At 62.4% G+C, this 19,154-nt stretch carries 19 protein-coding genes; 10 read left to right on the top strand and 9 right to left on the bottom strand.

Going from position 1 to position 19,154, the window contains the following annotated elements; translation table 11 throughout:
• Positions 1–5 precede the first annotated feature (5 nt).
• Positions 6–161, top strand: coding sequence for a hypothetical protein (locus C0Z18_RS33070; protein WP_158244327.1), 156 nt, complete (start codon positions 6–8; stop codon positions 159–161).
• A gap of 236 nt (positions 162–397) precedes the next feature.
• Here the strand turns inward: C0Z18_RS33070 and C0Z18_RS29075 are convergent, their stop codons facing one another.
• Positions 398–598 carry a DUF3562 domain-containing protein gene (locus C0Z18_RS29075; RefSeq protein ID WP_102648905.1) on the bottom strand — a complete coding sequence of 67 codons (201 nt, stop codon included), beginning with the start codon at positions 596–598 and terminating at the stop codon, positions 398–400.
• A gap of 412 nt (positions 599–1,010) precedes the next feature.
• On the opposite strand from C0Z18_RS29075, the gene C0Z18_RS29070 reads away from it, so the two are divergent.
• Entirely contained in the window at positions 1,011–1,553 is a 543-nt protein-coding gene (locus tag C0Z18_RS29070) for a TonB family protein (RefSeq protein WP_102648904.1), read from the top strand.
• Here C0Z18_RS29070 and C0Z18_RS29065 read toward each other — a convergent pair.
• The 5 genes from C0Z18_RS29065 to C0Z18_RS29045 form a co-directional block, all read right to left on the bottom strand.
• Positions 1,516–2,487 (bottom strand): alpha/beta fold hydrolase, encoded by a 972-nt coding sequence (locus C0Z18_RS29065; RefSeq protein ID WP_102648903.1) that lies wholly within the window; start codon positions 2,485–2,487, stop codon positions 1,516–1,518. The two genes, C0Z18_RS29070 and C0Z18_RS29065, sit on opposite strands and share 38 nt — an antisense overlap.
• Complete coding sequence (locus tag C0Z18_RS29060; RefSeq protein WP_199189575.1) at positions 2,484–3,371, bottom strand: metal-dependent hydrolase; 888 nt, start codon at positions 3,369–3,371, stop codon at positions 2,484–2,486. The genes C0Z18_RS29065 and C0Z18_RS29060 overlap by 4 nt, the downstream gene beginning before the upstream one ends.
• Positions 3,368–4,291 (bottom strand): SDR family NAD(P)-dependent oxidoreductase, encoded by a 924-nt coding sequence (locus C0Z18_RS29055; protein ID WP_102648902.1) that lies wholly within the window; start codon positions 4,289–4,291, stop codon positions 3,368–3,370. Before C0Z18_RS29055 ends, C0Z18_RS29060 begins: the two co-directional genes overlap by 4 nt.
• Positions 4,292–4,302: 11 nt before the next feature.
• Positions 4,303–5,850, bottom strand: a complete 1,548-nt coding sequence (locus C0Z18_RS29050) for a flavin-containing monooxygenase (RefSeq protein ID WP_102648901.1) — start codon at positions 5,848–5,850, stop codon at positions 4,303–4,305.
• A gap of 232 nt (positions 5,851–6,082) precedes the next feature.
• Entirely contained in the window at positions 6,083–6,889 is an 807-nt protein-coding gene (locus C0Z18_RS29045) for a MerR family transcriptional regulator (RefSeq protein ID WP_102648900.1), read from the bottom strand.
• Positions 6,890–7,199: 310 nt separating this feature from the next.
• Between C0Z18_RS29045 and C0Z18_RS29040 the strand changes: the two genes are divergently transcribed.
• Positions 7,200–7,610 (top strand): response regulator, encoded by a 411-nt coding sequence (locus tag C0Z18_RS29040; protein WP_233217535.1) that lies wholly within the window; start codon positions 7,200–7,202, stop codon positions 7,608–7,610.
• A 312-nt stretch (positions 7,611–7,922) separates the two neighbouring features.
• Positions 7,923–9,449 carry a PAS domain-containing hybrid sensor histidine kinase/response regulator gene (locus tag C0Z18_RS29035; protein ID WP_158244326.1) on the top strand — a complete coding sequence of 509 codons (1,527 nt, stop codon included), beginning with the start codon at positions 7,923–7,925 and terminating at the stop codon, positions 9,447–9,449.
• 12 nt (positions 9,450–9,461) lie between these two features.
• Here C0Z18_RS29035 and C0Z18_RS29030 read toward each other — a convergent pair whose 3' ends face one another.
• Positions 9,462–10,088 (bottom strand): glutathione S-transferase family protein, encoded by a 627-nt coding sequence (locus C0Z18_RS29030; protein WP_102648898.1) that lies wholly within the window; start codon positions 10,086–10,088, stop codon positions 9,462–9,464.
• Positions 10,089–10,194: 106 nt separating this feature from the next.
• On the opposite strand from C0Z18_RS29030, the gene C0Z18_RS29025 reads away from it, so the two are divergent.
• Together C0Z18_RS29025 and C0Z18_RS29020 are read left to right on the top strand one after the other, a co-directional pair.
• Positions 10,195–11,847 (top strand): ATP-binding domain-containing protein, encoded by a 1,653-nt coding sequence (locus tag C0Z18_RS29025; RefSeq protein ID WP_102648897.1) that lies wholly within the window; start codon positions 10,195–10,197, stop codon positions 11,845–11,847.
• A 559-nt stretch (positions 11,848–12,406) separates the two neighbouring features.
• A complete protein-coding gene (locus C0Z18_RS29020) occupies positions 12,407–12,703 on the top strand; it encodes a YodC family protein (protein WP_102648896.1) in 297 nt (98 codons plus the stop codon).
• Between the two features lie 73 nt (positions 12,704–12,776).
• Here C0Z18_RS29020 and C0Z18_RS29015 read toward each other — a convergent pair whose 3' ends face one another.
• The gene (locus C0Z18_RS29015) at positions 12,777–13,088 is read right to left on the bottom strand and encodes a superinfection immunity protein (RefSeq protein ID WP_102648950.1); all 312 of its coding nucleotides are present in this window, start codon (positions 13,086–13,088) and stop codon (positions 12,777–12,779) included.
• Positions 13,089–13,254: 166 nt separating this feature from the next.
• On the opposite strand from C0Z18_RS29015, the gene C0Z18_RS29010 reads away from it, so the two are divergent.
• Together C0Z18_RS29010 and C0Z18_RS29005 are read left to right on the top strand one after the other, a co-directional pair.
• The gene (locus C0Z18_RS29010) at positions 13,255–14,718 is read left to right on the top strand and encodes a M20 family metallopeptidase (RefSeq protein ID WP_102648895.1); all 1,464 of its coding nucleotides are present in this window, start codon (positions 13,255–13,257) and stop codon (positions 14,716–14,718) included.
• 91 nt (positions 14,719–14,809) lie between these two features.
• Entirely contained in the window at positions 14,810–15,388 is a 579-nt protein-coding gene (locus C0Z18_RS29005) for an NnrU family protein (RefSeq protein WP_102648894.1), read from the top strand.
• Positions 15,389–15,416: 28 nt separating this feature from the next.
• Here C0Z18_RS29005 and C0Z18_RS29000 read toward each other — a convergent pair whose 3' ends face one another.
• On the bottom strand, positions 15,417–16,628 hold the full coding sequence (locus C0Z18_RS29000; RefSeq protein WP_102648949.1) for a winged helix-turn-helix domain-containing protein: 1,212 nt from the start codon (positions 16,626–16,628) through the stop codon (positions 15,417–15,419).
• Positions 16,629–16,874: 246 nt separating this feature from the next.
• On the opposite strand from C0Z18_RS29000, the gene tssE reads away from it, so the two are divergent.
• Both tssE and tssF read left to right on the top strand, forming a co-directional pair.
• Positions 16,875–17,357 (top strand): type VI secretion system baseplate subunit TssE, encoded by a 483-nt coding sequence (gene tssE, locus C0Z18_RS28995; protein ID WP_102648893.1) that lies wholly within the window; start codon positions 16,875–16,877, stop codon positions 17,355–17,357.
• A 70-nt stretch (positions 17,358–17,427) separates the two neighbouring features.
• The gene (gene tssF, locus C0Z18_RS28990) at positions 17,428–19,068 is read left to right on the top strand and encodes a type VI secretion system baseplate subunit TssF (RefSeq protein ID WP_102648892.1); all 1,641 of its coding nucleotides are present in this window, start codon (positions 17,428–17,430) and stop codon (positions 19,066–19,068) included.
• Positions 19,069–19,154: the final 86 nt, after the last annotated feature.

Raw genomic sequence — 19,154 nt, 5'->3', positions numbered from 1 at the left:
CCTCCATGAGATGGGATAGCTTCGTTCTGGTCCCCTCTTTTGGCTGCGAATCGATGCGCTCGGCCGTGCGGCAGTTCGGCGATTTTGCCTCACTGGGAAATGAAAAGAAATCGATTGAAAACAAACGCGCCTTGAAACGCCGGATATTTTCAATTGGCTGACATGCGATATGGGCAGACAGTCATGTCTGTACCTACGTGGATGCTTTATCGTGAGCGTTGGATAAGGCATCGGCGCAATAAATCGTTCTGCGCGCCGGATCGAGGGGAAGCTGCGATATATGCCGCACGCGGCCGGCTAGGAGTTCAGCCGAGAGCCGGCCTGAGCGCGGATGGGGCGGCAGAAACGACGATAGCGTGCCGGTGTGGCACGCTGTCGCATGCTTATGTCTGATGAATCAGTGGTGGTTGTGACGACTTTGGCTGCGTAGATCTTCGCGAACGCGCTTCGTCACGAGGACGGGGAGGTAGTCGGTGATGCGGGCACCGTCGCTGAAGGCTTGCCAAGTCTGCGAAACCATCCGCGACACGGTTTCGGGCGGGGCGCCGGTGTCGCTTGCGATGGATTGCACCAGGTCGTCCACGTTCGGTTGCGTCATTTCGATCTCCGTGGGAGGCGCACGGAGATCGTATGCCCCGGGCGCGTCTCGTTATTTAAGTTGGGTGGGCTCGGCCTTGCCAATTGAATTCAGCTATCGATCCTAGGACGGTTCGTAGCCGCGCCGGCGATGTCCGCACGCATGGCTCTGGTATGGATACCCGACCGATGACACTGGTGATGCGAGTTCGAATCGTCCCCATTGGGGGAGTTCGATCCCAATATGGGCTTTTTGATTCGATCGATTTTGTGCCATGAATGAATCGATGAAATTGAGGTCGTATTGAATAATTGATAGATATTCTTCCCTCGAGAAACCCTAAAGATTGTTCGTTCGGTTGCCGTTAACTACAGGCGCGCATCGACTGTAGGCTCGTCGACTGCATGTCACCATTGCCCAAATCGAACGAAAAATGAAGAAAACAGCATGCATCGCCGCAGCTTTGATCCTTACCGGTTGCGCCAGCATCCGCGACTCGGATCAATGTCCCGTTCAATTTCGACTCGGTCAGCGCATGCCGGTCTGCGCATCGCAAGCGCTGTCTCCGCCGGCCCCGGCGCATTCGGGGCAAGCTTTGCCGAGTGCGGACCCGTCGCCTAGCCTCGCTCTGCCGGCACCGGCCGCGTCTTTGCCCTCGTCGGCCCCGCTGCACGAACGCGTGGTCACGAAGGAGGTGGCAGGCAAGCAGGTCACCTGCCATATCCCGCTCCCCGAATATCCCATCGATGCGCAGCGGGCCCACCAGACCGGAACGGTCATCGTCCGCATCACCGTGTGGCCGCCGAACATCGTCAAGCAACTGACGTTGGCGGAATCGGGCGGGAACCCGTCATTCGACGCGGCGGCGATGAGGGCGGCCGAAGGCACGGTTTGCACGAGTGCCGAGGAGCGCTTTCAGTTGTTCCAATCGTTCGAATTCAATTTGTGGAAAAGCCCGGGGGCGCAACCGAACTGATTGTCCGCGTCAGCGGGGCGTCGCGCGGCGGGATTTCGTCGATAAATTCGATGACCGTTCGCGCGACGGCGTCGGCGTGACTGAGCAACACCCAATGCGTCGCGTCGAGTTCGATCCGGCGATGCGGGCCGAGCCAGCGATCCAAGCCCGTGGATAACGACGGGCCCACATAGCGATCGCGCATCGGCACGATGAACTGCACGGGCGTATGGGTAGCGCGTGCGCGAGGCTTGCGCAGCCGCTCGACGAAATTAGCGCGATACAGCCCGAGCCCATTGATCGCATTGCGCAATAGGGCCGGGTCGGCCGTCGTACTCAAGCCCTCGGTCGCTCGAAGCCAGAGCGTCCAGGTCGGAGCCCACAGCCGGCGCCAAGCAAATTCGGGCAGCCGCGGCAGCAGAAAGAAATAGATATAGGTGGATTGGAGCATCTGCCGCATGCTTGCAAAGAGAGCGCGCGCGGACTTCCATCGATTGCTCTCGCGCAGCAAGACGCCCGCGTAATCGAGCGAAGGCCCGGAGATCGACGTGAAGGAAGCGATGCGTCCATCGAACGCCGGGCTCGTTACGGATTCCCAGCTTTGCACCGATCCCCAATCGTGTCCTACGAGATGAAACGGCCTCGCGCCGCACGTCGCGTCGGCAACGGCGGCGAGGTCGCAAGCCAAGTGTTCCAGACGGTAACCAGCGAGTGTCGCAGGCGCCGACGAGGCGCCCGCACCGCGTACGTCATAAACAATCACGCGAAAGCGGTTATCGAGCCGCGCGCGCACGGCGTCCCACACGCGCGCGGAATCGGGGTAGCCGTGCACGAGCACGATGCACGGCGCATCCGGCGGTCCGCTCGCATAGACGGCGAGACTCACGTCGCCCGATGGCACCGTCAGCGTCTCGCAGGCGCGATGCGCACGATCGATGGCACCTGCCTGCGTCATGCCGATTTTTGCGATCGCGCCATCATGCGGGCCCGCACCGCGCTCGGCTTATCGCGGCCGCCCGCCGCTTCGACGGCGGCGACGACGGAATCGATGCGCGCGAGCTGGCTGCGATTGTCGTGGTCCCACGGATGGAAGCTGGGCTTGAAAAAGCGCAACCAATCGAGGGCGATGGTCGGAAACACGCCGCGCCGTCCGAATAGAAAGCGCATCAGGGTCCAGATGCCTCGCACGTGACCGCCTCGATGCCGGTCGGCGATCAGCAAGCGGGTGTGAAACCAAAACACGATCGTCCAGAACATCAGCGTGATCTGCAACATCGCGGCGGCTCTTATCAGGTATCGCTTCAGTCCCGGTCTCATGACGGCATTCCAAACGTCGAACGAGACGGCCTTATGCTCGGTCTCCTCGAGCGCATGCCATGTCCACAGTTGCGCGTAGATGGGAACGCCGCTTGCGATCCGCGTCTCGTCGTCCAACAGCATGCCGGCCAGCATGGCGGTGTAGTGTTCGAGTGCGACGGTTTGAGCGAGTTGGACCGAGTGCGGTGCATTTCTGCGCCCGAAATCGAGCAGCCTCACGACATACTTCTCGAGGTGCGCGGCGGGTAGTCCCGCGGCTTTGAGCGTTTCGTTGTACTCGATATGCTCGCGCGTGTGCATGGCTTCCTGTCCGATGAAGCCCAGCACCTGCTTCTTCAGTTCGGGGTCTTCGATACGGTCGCGATAGTAACGCACGCTATCGATGAAGTAGCGCTCGCCGGCCGGAAAGAGCAGCGACAACGCGTTGAAGAAATGCGTGACGTAGGGGCCCAACGCATGCCAGTCGCACGCGCGCTCGGAGGGCAGGGGGAACCGCAAATCGCGGCGTACGGGCATCGTCATGGCAGTTCGTTCTCCATGGTGGCGGCGTGCGCGCGTGAGGCGCGCTTGCGCGCGGCGCGACTCATGCGCAGCGCCGATCGAACAACGAGTGCTTGATAGGCCGACGGCAGTATGCGTGCCAGCCAGTCGGCCGCGTGCGCATCGCGCCCGATCAGCACGCGGCGCCGGTTATGCCGCACGCCGTCGAGAATCGCGCGGGCAGCCTGCTCCGCGCTCGTGATGAAAAGCCGCTCGAAGTCGCGCCGGCCTTGCCGGTCGTCTTCGATGAGGAAGCCGCACATATTCGATGAAATGCGGCTCGTGCGAGCGATGTTGGTGCGGATGCCGCCCGGGTGAACGCACGTGGCGGACACCCCGCATCGCAGCATATCGAGCTCTTCGCGCAGCGATTCGGTGAAGCCGCGCACGGCGAACTTCGTCGCGTTATAGGCGCTCATGCCGGGCTGCGAGAACAGGCCGAACACGCTCGACGTGTTGACGATATGCCCGTCGCCCGAGGCCTTCAAATACGGAAGAAACGCTTTCGTACCGTGTACGACGCCCCAAAAATTGATGGAGACGATCCATTCGAGATCCTCGTAGGCCATGCCTTCCACCGTGCTCGAAAGCGCGACGCCGGCGTTGTTGAATATCAAATTCACGCGCCCATGCTGTTCATGCGTTGCACGCGCCCACTCGAGCATGGCCGCGCGCTCGGCCACGTCGACGACCGAAGTCGTCACGCGCACGCCAGCCGGGCTCGCCGCATCGGCCGAGCACGCGGCGGCTTCGGCCAAAGCGGCCGTCTCGGCCAGCGCGCGTGCATCCACATCGGAGAGGGCGAGATGGCATCCTTGCCGCGCCAGCGCCAAGGCCAGGGCCCGCCCTATGCCGGACGACGCCCCCGTGATCGCCGCGACTTTGTCGTTGAAGGTTTTCACGATGCGCGTTCCTATGCGGAGTGGGCCGTAGGGTGGGCGACGGCGGCCGGTGCGCCATCGGGCTCGGGCGCGCCGGTATCTGCTTGCCTGTCGTCCACCTCGGCGTAGGCGAGATAGTCGGTCATGCGAAAGCGCTTCGTGGCCTGGCGAAAGCGCCAGGCGAATCCCGGCCACAGCGTCGTGTTCTTGCCGGTCTTGGGATCGAGATACCAGCTATTGCATCCTCCCGTCGACCAAATGGCATGGGACAACTTCCTCTGAATGCGTTCGTTGTATGCACGCTCGATGCTACCTCTGACTTCGATCGCATCGGCGCGCTCGTCTCGCATGGCGCGCAGCGCGCCCAGGATGTATTCGATCTGCGATTCGATCATGAAGACCATCGAATGGTGGCCAAGGCCCGTGTTCGGGCCCACGATCATGAAGAAGTTCGGAAATCCCGGCAGCGTCGTGCCCAGGTAAGCGTGCGCGCCGTCGCGCCAGACATCGACGATGTCCACGCCGCCGCGGCCTCGCACGAGGCCGCGCGGGAATGGATCGGTGACATGAAAGCCGGTGCCGTAAATCAAGCAGTCCGCGCGATGGAGCGTGCCGTCGCCGGTAACGACACCGTCGGGGGCGATTCGTACGATCGTCGACGTGACGACCTCGACGTTCGAACGCGCGAGTGCCGGGTAGTAGTCGTTCGATATCAGCACGCGCTTGCAGCCGATGGTGTAGTTCGGCTCGAGCGTGCGGCGCAGCTTCGCATCCGGAACTTGCCGCCGCAGGTGTTTCATGGCCAGCTTTTGAACTTGCTTCATCAATGCCGGATGCACGGAAAATCCGAGCGCGCGCGATTCGAGTTGCCAATACAAACCCGCGCGAACGAGCTTTTGCGTGGCGGGCACATGTTCGAACAGCCAACGCTCGGCGCGTGTCACCGAGCGATCGGGCTTCGGCATGATCCAAGGCGGCGTGCGTTGAAAAAGCGACAACCGCGCGACGCGCGGCGCGATCCGCGGCACGAATTGAATCGCGCTGGCCCCCGTGCCGATGACGGCAACGCGTTTGCCGTCGAGGCAATACGCGTGGTCCCATTGCTGGGAATGAAACGTCTTGCCCTCGAACGAATCGAGCCCGGCGATGTCGGGCAGCGCCGCGCGTGAAAGCCCGCCCATCCCCGACACCAGCACGCGCGCGTTCACACGCGTGCCGTCGGCAAAGCGCAACCGCCAGCGTTGCGCGGTCTCGTCGTAGGTGGCCTGCGAGAGCGCCTTGCCGAAACGTAGATGCGGTTCGATGCCGAAGCGCTCGGCGCATGCTTGCAGGTAGGCGCGAATTTCGGGCTGTGGCGCGAACATGCGCGTCCAGTGCGGATTCGGCGCGAACGAGAACGAGTAGACGTGCGATTGCACGTCGCAAGCACAGCCCGGATAGTGATTGTCGCGCCAGGTGCCGCCGATCGAATCGGCCTTTTCCATGACTAGAAAATCGTGCGTGCCGGCTTGCTTGAGGCGAATGGCCATGCCGAGTCCGGCAAAGCCCGATCCGATGATGGCAACGTCGACCGTCTCCATCCGCGCCCTCCCTGATTGGCGTCTATCGTTACATTGATCGATGTAAAGATACGATGCGCCGCACCGCTGTTCAAGGATGCATTTAGACGCGAAATTCTATGAACGCGCGCGATATCGCGCAGGCCGGCCGGTCAAGGCTCGCGGAGCGATATTCAAACGTTGCGAAGCGAATCGGCCGTCGCCAAGGCACTGATCGTGAGGGAAAAACCGGCATGAAGCAGGGGAGGCGAAGTCAACCTGAGCGTTTGCGGCGCGTGCGTCGCGCGCCGGTTGCCGTTGCGCGATCGAGGCGTTTGTCGAGGATGGCGGATACCCGATCGGCGAGATAGCCTTCCGAGGCTTCTTCCAGCGCGCGGTTCATTTCGCTTTCGACGAGCACCATCGCAAGCGGACGCAGGCGCCAGATCGCATCGACGAGTGCGGGCACGTCCGCGGGCGGAGGAAGGGCGTCTTGCTCGTAGCGATCGAGGCGCCGGACGACCAAATCGACGAGTGCCTTGGCCACTTGTTCGAAGTGCGGGCGCGAGAGGCGTACGGCTTCGAGCAAATCGCCGGGCGGGACGCCCTCTTTGACGAGGGCCGCGCCGGCATTGACGACGGCGGGGCTGCGCGCGACGAATCGGGTCCCGTCCCGTTCGAGCAGGCCCAATTTGAGCGCTTTGGCCAATCGAATAGGCGAGACGTCGCCGAACATTTTGGCGAGCGCGGCGAGCGTATACGTTTGAGCTCGTTCGTGCGACCAGCGCGAACCGATCGCGCTTTCGAGGCCGAGAATCGAGCGCAAATCGTGGCCTTCTTCGATCGCTTGAATCAAATCTTGGATGTTCGCGAGCGTATACCCGCGTGCCAGCAGATGATTGATCAGCGTAAGCCGCGCGACGTGAGTATCGTCGTATACGGCGACGCGCCCCCGCTTGGTCGGAGGTGCGAGTAATTCCCGATCCTGGTAAGCGCGAATATTGCGAACGGTTGCACCAGCGACGCGGGCGAGTTCGTCGACGGTGTATTCGTTGGGCTCGGAGGCGGGGGTTTTCGGCATGCGCGGATTGTAACGTGAGGCAGTGCCGCCCCGGCAGCGACGGGCGCGCAGGGATTGCGAGGGCGGGCCTCTGCTTCCTCGGACATTTGACCGTCCGCAAGCGCCATCGGCGGGTCGCGCGCACGTTTTTGGCTCTTACCGGGAATTTCATCGTCGTAACTTAACGGCGTGGTATCGTCCGCCGCGATTCCGGGCTCAGGTATCGGCCATCAGCCGATGCATGGGCCGCGACCGAATCTCGCATGCAACTTCCGCGAGGGTGAAACGGTCCGAGGAGCTGGCGTAAGTATCGATAGCGACAACAAAGGGTATGAACGGACTGATGAGACTCGAACAGATGACGGTGGTCGTCGTTGAAGACGACCCGTCCAGTAGAGAGTCGCTTGCGATGATGCTCGAATCCGAGGGCGCACGTGTCGTGGCCGCCGCCGATGCCGAGGAAGGGGTGGAAGCCGCGCTCAAAGTGGCGCCGGACGCCGTGGTGTGCGATATCGACTTGCCGGCGATGGACGGGTTTTACCTGATCCAACGGCTGCGCGACGACGAAATCCGCAACGACCGCCCGCCCGCCGTGGCGGTGGCGCTCACGGGCCATACGGACGAAGCCTACCGGTTGCGAAGTATCGGTGAAGGCTTTCATCACTTCATGAGAAAGCCCGCCGAGCCCGAGCAACTGGTGTCGTTGCTCGCCGACGCGATCGCGACGCGCGCCGTCGGTTGACGGTCGATACGCGTTGTTTCCTGGTGGAGTTTTTGCAAAAGCGAATGTCAAAGTTGCTCTCGCAACGATAGACATCCATCCGAACTTTGCTTGCTTGGGCTAATTCGGCGATGAAGCGCGGGCGGGGCCCGCGCGCGGCGGGCTGCGCTCTCGCTTGCATAAGCACGTGCCATCGCTAGGCATGAGTTGTGCTTTTGTCTTCTCCCAGCGGCAATCAGTGTCGCATTCTTCCAAAATGAAAACGCCGCCGTTATGCGTCCGGATAGCTTCGCCAGCGATCGCCACCCCTTGTCTTCGCCACCCGAACCGGCGGTGACGTCAGAAGAACGTCTGCGGATTCTGCTCGAGTCCGTTCAGGACTACGCCATTTATCTGCTCGACACCGACGGCTGCATCGTCAGTTGGAACAGCGGCGCCGAGAAGATCAAGGGCTATACGGCGCAGGAGGTGCTGGGGCAGCACTTCTCGATGTTTTATCCGCCGGACGACGTGGCCAACGGTACGCCCGAGGCGGAACTGAGTGCGGCGGCGCGCACGGGGCGGGTGGAAGAGGAAGGCTGGCGCGTGCGCAAGGACGGCACGATGTTCTGGGCCAACGTCGTGATTCGAGCCGTCTATACGCCAAGCGAGGACGGGCCGCGGCTGCGCGGTTTCGCGAAAGTCACGCGAGACATGACGGAGCGCAAGCGGCTGCGCGAACTCGAAGCCGCTAGCCAGCACATGAACGAATTCTTGGCGACGCTCGCGCACGAGTTGCGCAATCCGCTCGCCCCGGTCAGCAACGCGCTGAGCGTCATGATGCTCGAGCCGCTCGTCAGTCCCACGCTGCGTCAGTGCCGCGACATGATCGATCGGCAAATTTCGCATTTGACCCGTCTCGTCGACGACCTGCTCGACGCCGGCCGCGTGACGACCGGAAAAGTGGCGTTGCGTTTGGAGCCGGTCGAGCTCTCGGACGTGGTCGTGCGCGCGATAGAGATGATTCGCCCGCACGTGGCGTTGCGTCAGCAAGCGGTGGAAGTCCACGTGCCGCCGACGGGAATCATGGTCAACGGCGACGGCACGCGGCTCGTGCAAGTCGTGCAAGGTTTGCTCAACAATGCCTCGAAGTTCTCTGAGCATGGCGGCCGTATCGGCATCGAAATCGACAAGGTGGGCGCGTTCGCTCGTTTGCGGGTGTCGGACGACGGCTGCGGCATCGATGCCGCAGCGCTCGATTCGATCTTCGATTTGTTCGTTCAGGCCGACAATCGATTCGAGCGGAAGGAAAGCGGTCTCGGGATCGGACTGACGCTGTGCCGCTGGCTCGTGGAGATGCACGGCGGATCGATCGAGGCCGCGAGCGAGGGCCTCGGGCGCGGGGCCACGTTCACCGTGCGCCTGCCGCTTTACGCGGTGCAAGGTGCCGCGAACGACGAAGGCATGCGCGGCGATTCGACGGGGCACGCCGAGCTGGGGGCCTTAGCCGTGCTCGTCGTCGACGACAATTGCGATTCCGCCGACAGCATGGCGATGCTGCTGCGTATGAAGGGGCATCGCGTTCAAGTGGCCTACAGCGGGGCGCAGGCGCTCGACGCCGCCGAGCGCTCGGAGCGCATCGACGTCGCCCTCATCGATATCGCGATGCCCGGTGCGGACGGCTTCGCCGTCTTGCGGCAACTCAAAGGCACGAAGGCCCTCGGCGATGCGTGCTTTGCCGCGATGACCGGTTTCGGTCAGGAGAGCGACGTTGCGCGCTCCCTCGATCAGGGCTTCGATCTGCATTTGACCAAGCCCGTACAACTGCCGCTGCTCGATACGCTGCTCGAGCAAGCGGGAGAGCGCCGCGCCGGGCATTGACGTCGCGCGGCCTCAAGTCAAAGGCAGATCGATGTACTTCTTGAACGCGGCGCGCTGCGTCAGCCGTTGGTACCAGCGTTCGAGGCTCGGCATCGGTGGGCGCTCGATTCCCTCCAGCCCGAACCAGCGTTTCGCGAATGCGCCCAGCACGATGTCGGCGATCGTGAAGCGGTCGCCCTCGGGATGAAAGCGCCCTTGCAGATGGCCGTCGAGGACCTTCCAGCGAGCGACGAGCGTTTTCATGTTCGCGGCGAGCGCTTCCATGTCGCGCTGCTCGGGCGGCGTGCGCACGAGCGTGAGGAATACGGGGCGCTCCGCGGGCACGAGGCTCGAGAGCGACCAATCGAGCCAACGATCGATGCTGGCACGCAGCTTCGGATCGGAAGGATACAGCGCGCTCGATGCGCCATACTGCATCGCTAGATAGCGCAGAATCGAGTTCGACTCCCAGAGGACGAACGTGCCGTCCACGAGTGTGGGGATCTGACCGTTGGGATTGAGTTCCCGATAGTCGGGATCGTTGACGCGGCCGAACTGCAAGCCGGCGTCCACGCGCTCGAACGGAAGGCCCAACTCGTCGCAGCACCAGAGCAGTTTTTGTACGTTGACCGAGTTCGCTCGTCCCCAAATCTTCAGCATTTGATTTTTCCTCCGGAAGAAAGCTGCGGCGCCGGCAAGTGAGCCTGCGCTGCGCGATTTGTACAATACGCCGAACCGAGAACCTCAAAGCGAGGATTACCGCCCCATGGCACGCCTAATTCCCGACGATTGGAAGAATCTAGCCGCGACCGGCGCCGCCGAGCGTGAACGCGAAACGCTCACGTTGCTCGAGCACGCGCTGCCCGACGACTACACCGTGTATCACGGCGTGCATTGGACTCGCCTGAATCGGGCTTTCTCCGTATTCGGCGAAGCGGACTTCGTGATCGTGAGCCCGGCGGGGCGTCTCATGCTCGTCGAGCAAAAGGCCGGCTTCTTACGCGAGACGCCGAAAGGGCTCGTCAAGGTCTACCTGCAAACGGAGCGCAACGTTTCGATTCAACTCGCGAGGACGCTCGAAAATCTGCATCGCCGCTTCACGGCCGCGTTCGGCGCGGGCACGTACTGTATCGAAGCGCTGCTGTTTTGTCCCGACTACATCGTCAAAAACGCCGCGATCGCCGGCGTGCCGACCGAGAGCATCGTCGACGCGACCCGCAAGGACCGCCTCGCCTCCGTCATCTTGGCGGCGCTGCCCGCCGACGAACCGAAATTGCCTTGCGCGGCGAAGATTCATCACTTTTTGGCCGACGAATTGGCGTTGACGCCCGATACCAGCGCGCTCGTCGGGCAGGCGGGAACGCTCGTCACGCGTTTGTCGGGCGGCTTGGCGACTTGGGCACGCCGGCTCGAGTTCACGCCGTTCCGGCTCAGGGTGATCGGCACAGCGGGCTCGGGTAAGACGCAACTGGCCGTGCAAGTCATGAAGGATGCGGCGGCGAGCGGCAAGCGCGCGTTGTACGTCTGCTTCAATCGGCCGCTGGCCGACCACATCGCCCGCGTCGCCCCGGAGGGCTCGCGTGTCGCGAACTACCATCAGCTCTGCGATTGGGTAGCCCGCGACGTGGGCGCGGTGCAAGACTTCCGCGCGCCCGATGTCTTCGGACGATTGGAGACGGCGTTCGCCGATGCGCCGATCGACGAGCGCTGGCAGTTCGACGTCTTGATCGTGGACGAAGGGCAGGATTTCCAAGAGCCCTGGGTGGAGGCGCTCTCGCGGCTCGTCCGGCCGAACGGTGCGTGGTGGTGGCTCGAGGATCCGCTGCAAAACCTCTACATGCGCGAGAGCGTCGCCTTGCCGGGATGGACCGTGCTGACGGAGACGACCAATTACCGCAGCCCCCGCGACATCCTGGATTTCGTGCGCGAGAAGATTGGCTCGGCGGAACCTCGCGCGTCGGGTCTCGTCGCGGGCAGTCCGTTCGACGGCTCGCAAATCTCGTTCATGCCGTATGACGACGCGCAGGACGAGGCGGTGATCGATGCGACCAAACGCGCCATCACCCAAGCGCTCTCGCTGGGCTTTCGTAAGCAGGACATTGCCGTGCTCTCGTTCCGGGGGCGCGAAGGATCGGCGTTGACGGCGCTCGAGCAGTTGGGGCCACATCGGCTGCGCAGCTTCACGGGCAAATACGATCTGTTCGGCAATCCCGAGTATCGCGACGGCGACGTGCTGCTCGAATCGATTTACCGCTTCAAGGGACAGTCGGCGCCGTGCGTGGTGCTGACGGAAGTGGACTTCGATTCGTTCGACGAACGGGCGGCCCGCAAGCTCTTCGTCGGCGCCACCCGCGCGACGATGAAGCTCATCGTGGTGGCATCGCGCCGGAGCTGCGCGTTGCTGGGCGCTCACGACTGACACACGCGTGAGCGGGTCGCGACCATCTTGCGCAGATGATCGCGACAGTTTCAGGATAAATTATTGGAAGCTGAAAACGTTTTCATCCTGTTTGACTAATTCATTTACTTCGATTTACTGCAATTGGCTAATGCTGCAATGCAGTATTGATCTCGATCAAAATTGAGAAATGCCCCTCGTTATATTGTCTGCGTCTAGCGCGGAAATCGACGGTCATTCGGCCTGAGTCCGCGCGCAATGCCGCGCCGGGCAACGGTGTGGAGGGTTAGAGCGGTGGCCGTAAAAGTACGATTGTTGCATTTTTATGTTTATCTGTCCCTCAAAAAACGGTAAACGATTTAGATCGGTTTTAGGATTATCGAATGTCGAATTCGACTCCATGTTTTCCCTAAAATCGCTTGTAGAATAATAATTCTATTGTTAGTCTGTCCTTGACCTCGACGCGATGGCGAGGCAATGAAAGAGCAAGCGGTTTTTGGGTTTCCGTTCCGTTTGCTACCGCACGATTTGCTTAACCAGTCCGTGACCGGACGTTCCAATGCTTTGCGACGGAGTACACATGTCGACGGCTACCCGTGACCTAGTTGATGAGTTTTGCGTTGGCGATGTCGTGACGCTGAAGGCGGGCGGTTCACGCATGACGGTGACGGCGGTCGCGAGCGACGCCGTGGTCTGCCAATGGTTCGACGAACAGGGCGAGTTCCGGCAAGACAGATTCGCGCGCGAAGCGCTCGGGCGCGAGCCGCGCTCGATCTCTCCCGGCCTCGTCCACGTTCGGTTGTACGCGGCGGCGATGGCCGGCTCGGTGGCGGTGAGCATGCCGTTCGTCGAGGCGGCGTTCAAGTCCGCGCTTTGAGGCGCAGAGGCTGCCCCGGCATTGGCCCCGATGGATGGTTCGCTGTGGCGCTCGCGGCTCGCGGCTCGTGGCGCTATCGATGCGCGCCGTCGTGCTTGGCCGCGCGCCGGTCGATTCGTGCCATCAACGCGCTCGAGAAGGCCGTCATCCGTGTAAGGCGCCGCTGAGCCGCGACGTCGCGTGCCAAGCTCTCCGGGGGATTGGGCAGATGCGCCCAATACAGCGCGAGCAGCCAGCCCACGACGCTCCACCCCATACACGCGTTGAATAGCGCGAGCGTAAGGATGTCGTGGCGTTTGCGATGGTCCGCGATGATGGACGGCAGGAAATAAATCGCCAGAGCAAACACCACCTCGACGACCTGTAGGGCAATTCGATCCAACATGATGCCTACCATGAAGTGGGCTATGACAGATTGTCGCGCGTTCCGCCGGTTTCTGCTCGAAGGCATGCGGGTTGCGCGCGACGCCTGGTTGCGCTGAGCGCTTTTGCGAATCAGGACTCGCGAATCCGGACTATCATGTGCGCTTTGACTGCCACAGCCCAAAGCCATGACCGCACTTGATGCGAAGCAGCAAAACGACGTCTCGCTCGACCGCCCCGCATTGACCCAATTCGTCGAGCGCAAATGGAACGAAGAGATCGTTCCCGCCCTGACCGATTACATTGCCATTCCCGCGAAAAGCCCGGCCTTCGACGCCGACTGGGATAAGCACGGATACCTCGAGCGGGTCGTGGCGGACGCGGCCACATGGGCGCAGGCGCAGCGCGTCAAGGGGCTCAAGCTCGAGATCGTGCGCTTGCCGGGGCGCACGCCGGTCATTTTCTTCGAGACGCCGGCCACGCGTTCGGGCAGCACCGATACGGTCGTGCTTTACGGTCACCTCGATAAACAACCCGAATTCGACGGATGGCGGCGCGACCTCGGGCCGTGGACACCCAAGCTCGAAGACGGCAAGCTCTACGGCCGCGGCGGCGCCGACGACGGCTATGCCATTTACGCGAGCGTCTGCGCGCTGGCGGCGCTCGATGCGCAAGGTGTGGAACGGCCGCGCTGCGTCGGCATCATCGAGACCTGCGAGGAATCGGGCAGCTACGATCTGCTGCCCTATGTCGATGCGCTGCGCGAGCGGCTCGGCAACGTCGGGCTCGTCGTCTGTCTCGATTCGGGCGCGGGCAATTACGATCAGCTTTGGCTGACCACTTCACTACGGGGTCTCGTGGGCGGCTCGCTCGAAGTGCAGGTGCTCGACGAAGGCGTTCACTCGGGCAGTTTCGGCGGCATCGTGCCGTCGAGCTTTCGCATCATGCGGCAGCTATTCGAACGGCTCGAGGATTCGGCAACGGGTAAGCTGCTGCCGTCCACGTTTCACTGCGAGATTCCGGCGAGCCGTCTGGACGAAGCGCGTGCCACCGCGGCGATCCTCGGCGACGAAGTTTGGAAGGCATCGCCTTGGGCCTGCGGGCAAGACGGCAAACCGGTGCTGCCGGTCACGGCCGATCCCTATGAGGCGTTGCTCAACGCCACTTGGCGCCCCTCGCTTTCCGTGACGGGGGCACAAGGGCTTCCGCCTTTGGAAAGCGCGGGCAACGTCTTGCGGCCGCGCACGGCATTCAAGCTCTCGCTGCGCGTGCCGGCGCTCGTCGATGCGGCGCGCGCCGTGGCCGATTTGAAGGCTTTGCTCGAACTCGATCCGCCGTACAACGCCAAGGTGACGTTCAAGCCGGAAGCCGCCGCCTATGGTTGGAACGCGCCGGAACTCGCGCCTTGGCTCGCGAGCGCCGTGAACGACGCATCACGCGACCACTTCGGCGCGGATTGCGCGTACATCGGGCAGGGCGGCACGATTCCGTTGATGAACGTGCTGCAGGAAGGCTTCCCGAAATCGCAATTCGTCGTTTGCGGCGTGCTGGGGCCGAAATCGAACGCGCACGGGCCGAACGAATTTCTGCATGTGCCGTACGCCAAGAAGTTGACCGCGGCAATGGCGCAAGTGATCGCCTCCGCGCCTTGACTCGACGAGCCCGCCTAGCGGGCGCCGTGGCGCGCCCGTGGACCTCACCCGCGACACGCGGATTAAGCCGGTAATAACGAAGGAGTTCGACGTGGCGATATTGATTCTGGGCTTGCTCATTTTCATCGGCGTGCACTCGATACGGCTCGTTTCGCCTGCTTGGCGCGATGCCCAAGTGGCCCGCTTGGGCGAAAACGGCTGGAAGGGAATCTATGCCGTCACGTCGCTCGTCGGCTTCGTTTTGATCGTCTGGGGCTACGGGATGGCGCGGCGCGTACCGCAGGTCTTGTGGATTCCGCCCGCCGGCATCCGCCATCTCACCGCGCTTCTCGTTGCGGTCGCATTCATTTTGATCGCCGCGGCGTATATCCCCGGCAATCGGATCAAACGCCTTATCGGCCATCCGATGATGGCGGGCACGGCGATGTGGGGGCTCGGCCATCTTCTCGCTAACGGAACGGTCAATGCCGTCGTCCTATTCGGGGTCTTCCTCGTGTGGGGCGCCGTCGGCGTGCTGGTCTCGCGTAGCCGCGATCGCGCGGCGGGCGTGCGGTACCCGGCCGGCACGGTATCGGGCGACGCCAAGGTCGTTCTCGTCGGACTGGTTGCGTGGGCGATCTTCGCGTTCGTGCTGCACCGCTGGCTGATCGGGATGAGTCCGCTCGCCTAGACGAGCGGCGCGCGCGTCGCTCTACCGTTCAATCGGTGGCGAGCAGGGCTTGCGCAACCTCGCGCGGGGCGGAGCTCACGGCCAGCTCGGGTGTGCCGTGCCATTGGGCACAACGGGCAAGCGCCCGGCGCATATCCGCGAGCAGCGATGCGCTCACGCGGATACCCGGCTCCAGATGGACCGATTTCAATTCGAAGACGCCTTGGGCGCGATGCGCCTTCGCATCGACGCGGCCGATCAATCGCCCCCGTTGCAGAATCGGCAGGCAGAAGTAGCCGTACTTGCGCTTGGCTGCCGGTGTGTAGCATTCGATCGCGTAATCGAAGCCGAATAGCGTGGCCGCGCGTTTGCGATCCCAAACCACGGGATCGAACGGCGAAAGGACGGTCGTCACCGTCGAACGCAGACGGCCTTGCACCGCGTCTTCGATCAAAGGAGCCAATTCGATCGGAACGAAGACGTCTTCCTTCCAGCCTTCGACTTTCACCGGAACCGCTTCGCCGGCATCGGCCAGCGCATGCAATTCGGCCGTGTATTTGCGGCGCTCGAGGCGGTAATAATCGGCGATCCAATCGGCGCGCGCGATGCCGAGCGCGCGGCAGGTGCGTGCGACGAGCGTCGGCGTGACGGTTGCCGCGGCGGGCAGGTCGCGCGAGTCGTTCCAATTGGGCAGCACGCGTTGCGCGACGTCGTAGACGCGATGAAAGTTGCGGCGCTCCGCCACCATCAGGTGTCCTAGCGTGAAGAGCACTTCGAGGTGGCGCTTCTCCGGCTTCCAATCCCACCAACCGTTGCCGCGCCCCGCTTCGCGCTCGAAGTCGGCCGCGCGCACAGGGCCGTTCTCACGCACGTGGGCGAGCAGCCGGTCGATGTCGTCTCGATGGCGCCGGTGCCATTCGGCCGGGTACTTCCAACCCATCTTGCTCGGGTCGAGCATGCGATGGCGCATGAGGCCGTAATCTTCGATCGGCACGAAGCACGCCTCGTGCGACCAATATTCGAATAGATGTCCCTCCGCCAAAAGTTCGTCGAGCCATTGCGGCGGATAGGGGCCGACGCGGCTGAACACGACGAGATAAGGGCTGCGGGCGACGACGTGGATCGTGTCGATCTGCAATTGAGTCATGCACCGGATCGCGGCGAGTACGTCTTGCTTGACTGCTTTGCGGCGCGGCGGAGATAGGAGCCCTTGAGCGGCGAGATGAAGCGTGCGTGCGGCGGCGATAGAGAGCGTGGTCATCTGCGGTGTGCGGCTGGCTTCGTTTTTATGCGGTTCGATGCGGGAGCGTACACCGGCGTCGAAAATCGTGCGCGGGGAGCGGGCCGCGCGCGATTCACGAATGGGAAGTGCACTAAGCTTGCACGAAGTGAAAGCACTGCTGTTCGATGCCTTCGGCAAGGGCGAGCATTTTGGGATGAAATGCAGTCCTGTATCATACGGCTCGCACTTGAGAGGGTGCATCACCTAATGATTCTTAAAAAATAGATGAGCCGTTTCGAACCTGGACTACTCGATAAGTTGTTCGGCGATGGCGCGCATTCGCCGGCCTCGGCGATCGTGCGGCAGTTATCGCTGGACGAACTCAAAGGCTCGGTCGCGCACCATATCGAGTCGCTTCTGAACGCGCGAATTACATTCACCGACGAACGCCTCGCCGGGTTCAACGAATGCCAGCGGTCGGTGCTGACCTACGGGCTGAACGACTTCGCAGGGCTCAGTCTGGCCAGTCACGACGACCGACAGACCATCTGCAATTCGATTCGACGCGCCATTGAACGCCACGAGCGCAGGCTAAAGCAGGTCGAGGTCAAACTAGAGGTGAACGCACAGTCCACGAACGTGCTGTGCTTCGCCATTAAAGCGATGCTGGTCGTGCATCCGGCTGCGGAGCCGGTCAGCTTCGATGCGATGCTGCAACCGGCAACGTTGCAGTATTCGGTCATACGCGCGCGCCCAAAAAGGCTCTGAGGGCTTCAGGGAAAGTCCACGAGCACGATAGCGGCGCTCCGCTCGAGTCGCAAACAATCCAGAGAGCTAGATGGAAGAATTGCTGCCGTACTACGAGCGCGAGCTATCGCACTTGCGCCACTATTCCGGGGACTTCGCGCGGCGCTTTCCCAAGATTGCGGGGCACCTTTTGCCGGCGGATGAGCACAGCGACGATCCGTACGTCGAGCAATTGGTCCAGGCGATAGCGATGCTCGATGCACGTATCGGCAAGAAGCTCAAGGACGATTATCTGCACGGTGTTGAAGCGCTATTGGATGTGATGCACCCGCACTATCTGCGGCCGTTCCCGGGATGCTCGATCGCGCAATTTTCCGTCGCGACCGCCACAGGCGGTAAGCCGAATATCCACAAGCTGGCACGGGGCACGGAATTGGTCAGTCGGTCGATCAACGGTGTCCAATGTCGATTCAAGACCGCCTACGACGTGACCCTGGCACCGCTCAAGGTCAGCGAAGCTTGCTATGTGCCGGCAGCTGCGGCTCCTGTCGTTTTGCCCGTGAACGCTGCGGGCATCGTGTCGGTGACATTCGAATCGACTGCGCCACATCTGGATTTGCGACCGCTCGGCCTGCGTACTGTCCGCACGCATTTGAATGGCGAACCCTCGTTCATTGCGGCACTCAGCGACGGCCTATTCATCCATGCGCTAACAAGCTATGTGGAAGCGGATGGGGATGGCCGCTGGAAACCGTTGCGGTCCGTACCCGTCACGCAGGCCGGTTTCGATAAGAACGATGCGCTGCTCGACTATCCATGGAAGTCGCACCCAGCATACCGTCCCCTGGCCGAATATTTTGGCTTCCCGGAGAAACACGATTTCGCCGACATCGATCTGAACGCGATACTCGATGCGGCGGGCGCATGCCGACGTGTGACGCTCCACGTGGCGCTCAAGGAGGCCCACGGTAATCCACACGCGGCACGCCTCCTGGACTCGTTGTCTGCCACTCACTTTCGCCTGTTCTCAACGCCGGTCATCAACCTATTTCGCCGGCCTGGTGAACCGATCCGCGTCGCACACCGAGAGGTCGCATATCCGGTCGTGGCCGATGCAAGCCGCGCGGCCTCTTACGACATTTACTCGATCGATTCGGTGCAACTCGTGCGCCAAACGCAAGAGCGCGACCGCGTGATCGAGTTTCGGCCGATTTTCTCGCAGCGCCACGGGGACGATCCACGATCCGTGCGTTATTGGTTCGCCCGTCGCGACCCGGCTGTGGCTCTGGCGAGTCCTGGCTACGACACCGAGATTTCGGTGATCGACACCGATTTCGATCCGATGGCGTCGCAGACCGATACGTTGAGTCTCGAGCTGACGTGCACGAACCGGGATCTGCCGGCGAGGCTGGCCATCGGGCTCGACGGCGGTGATTTGTTCTTGCGGGGCAGCGACGACTGCGGCGGCCTGTCGATCGGCGCCGCGATGCTGCGCCGTCCCACGCCGACGCTGCGTTTCGATCGAACCGACGCGTTGCGTTTGAGGCTCGCGACCCACCTTGCGCTCGATCATCTCTCGCTTGCGGATATGACCATTGAAGCGCTCAAGGCGGCGTTGGTCCTGTACGACCTACGGCGCACCGCGGTGTCGTCGCGGCATATCGAGGGCATCGTAGATGTCGAGGCGCGCACCCCCGGCGTCAGACTAGTTGTCGTGTCGTTTGAATCTTAGACGAGGTCCGGGGGCGGTAGAATCGGCATGAATGAAAGCCTACTCAGCAGAACGAAAAGAAGCCCTGGTGCGTCGTATGATGCCGC

The sequence above is a fragment of the Trinickia dabaoshanensis genome (genome assembly GCF_002879885.1).
GTDB classification, from domain to species: domain Bacteria; phylum Pseudomonadota; class Gammaproteobacteria; order Burkholderiales; family Burkholderiaceae; genus Trinickia; species Trinickia dabaoshanensis.
Note: the sequence above shows the minus strand (reverse complement) of the source record. Positions and strands in the feature narration are given on the sequence as shown.

What these genes read in the sequence shown, in the direction of transcription:
- C0Z18_RS33070 (WP_158244327.1), top strand. Translation starts at nt 6, where the DNA reads ATGAGATGGGATAGCTTCGTTCTGGTCCCCTCTTTTGGCTGCGAATCG.
- C0Z18_RS29075 (WP_102648905.1), bottom strand. Translation starts at nt 598, where the DNA reads ATGACGCAACCGAACGTGGACGACCTGGTGCAATCCATCGCAAGCGAC.
- C0Z18_RS29070 (WP_102648904.1), top strand. Translation starts at nt 1,011, where the DNA reads ATGAAGAAAACAGCATGCATCGCCGCAGCTTTGATCCTTACCGGTTGC.
- C0Z18_RS29065 (WP_102648903.1), bottom strand. Translation starts at nt 2,487, where the DNA reads ATGACGCAGGCAGGTGCCATCGATCGTGCGCATCGCGCCTGCGAGACG.
- C0Z18_RS29060 (WP_199189575.1), bottom strand. Translation starts at nt 3,371, where the DNA reads ATGACGATGCCCGTACGCCGCGATTTGCGGTTCCCCCTGCCCTCCGAG.
- C0Z18_RS29050 (WP_102648901.1), bottom strand. Translation starts at nt 5,850, where the DNA reads ATGGAGACGGTCGACGTTGCCATCATCGGATCGGGCTTTGCCGGACTC.
- C0Z18_RS29045 (WP_102648900.1), bottom strand. Translation starts at nt 6,889, where the DNA reads ATGCCGAAAACCCCCGCCTCCGAGCCCAACGAATACACCGTCGACGAA.
- C0Z18_RS29040 (WP_233217535.1), top strand. Translation starts at nt 7,200, where the DNA reads ATGAACGGACTGATGAGACTCGAACAGATGACGGTGGTCGTCGTTGAA.
- C0Z18_RS29030 (WP_102648898.1), bottom strand. Translation starts at nt 10,088, where the DNA reads ATGCTGAAGATTTGGGGACGAGCGAACTCGGTCAACGTACAAAAACTG.
- C0Z18_RS29025 (WP_102648897.1), top strand. Translation starts at nt 10,195, where the DNA reads ATGGCACGCCTAATTCCCGACGATTGGAAGAATCTAGCCGCGACCGGC.
- C0Z18_RS29020 (WP_102648896.1), top strand. Translation starts at nt 12,407, where the DNA reads ATGTCGACGGCTACCCGTGACCTAGTTGATGAGTTTTGCGTTGGCGAT.
- C0Z18_RS29015 (WP_102648950.1), bottom strand. Translation starts at nt 13,088, where the DNA reads ATGTTGGATCGAATTGCCCTACAGGTCGTCGAGGTGGTGTTTGCTCTG.
- C0Z18_RS29010 (WP_102648895.1), top strand. Translation starts at nt 13,255, where the DNA reads ATGACCGCACTTGATGCGAAGCAGCAAAACGACGTCTCGCTCGACCGC.
- C0Z18_RS29000 (WP_102648949.1), bottom strand. Translation starts at nt 16,628, where the DNA reads ATGACCACGCTCTCTATCGCCGCCGCACGCACGCTTCATCTCGCCGCT.
- tssE (WP_102648893.1), top strand. Translation starts at nt 16,875, where the DNA reads ATGAGCCGTTTCGAACCTGGACTACTCGATAAGTTGTTCGGCGATGGC.
- tssF (WP_102648892.1), top strand. Translation starts at nt 17,428, where the DNA reads ATGGAAGAATTGCTGCCGTACTACGAGCGCGAGCTATCGCACTTGCGC.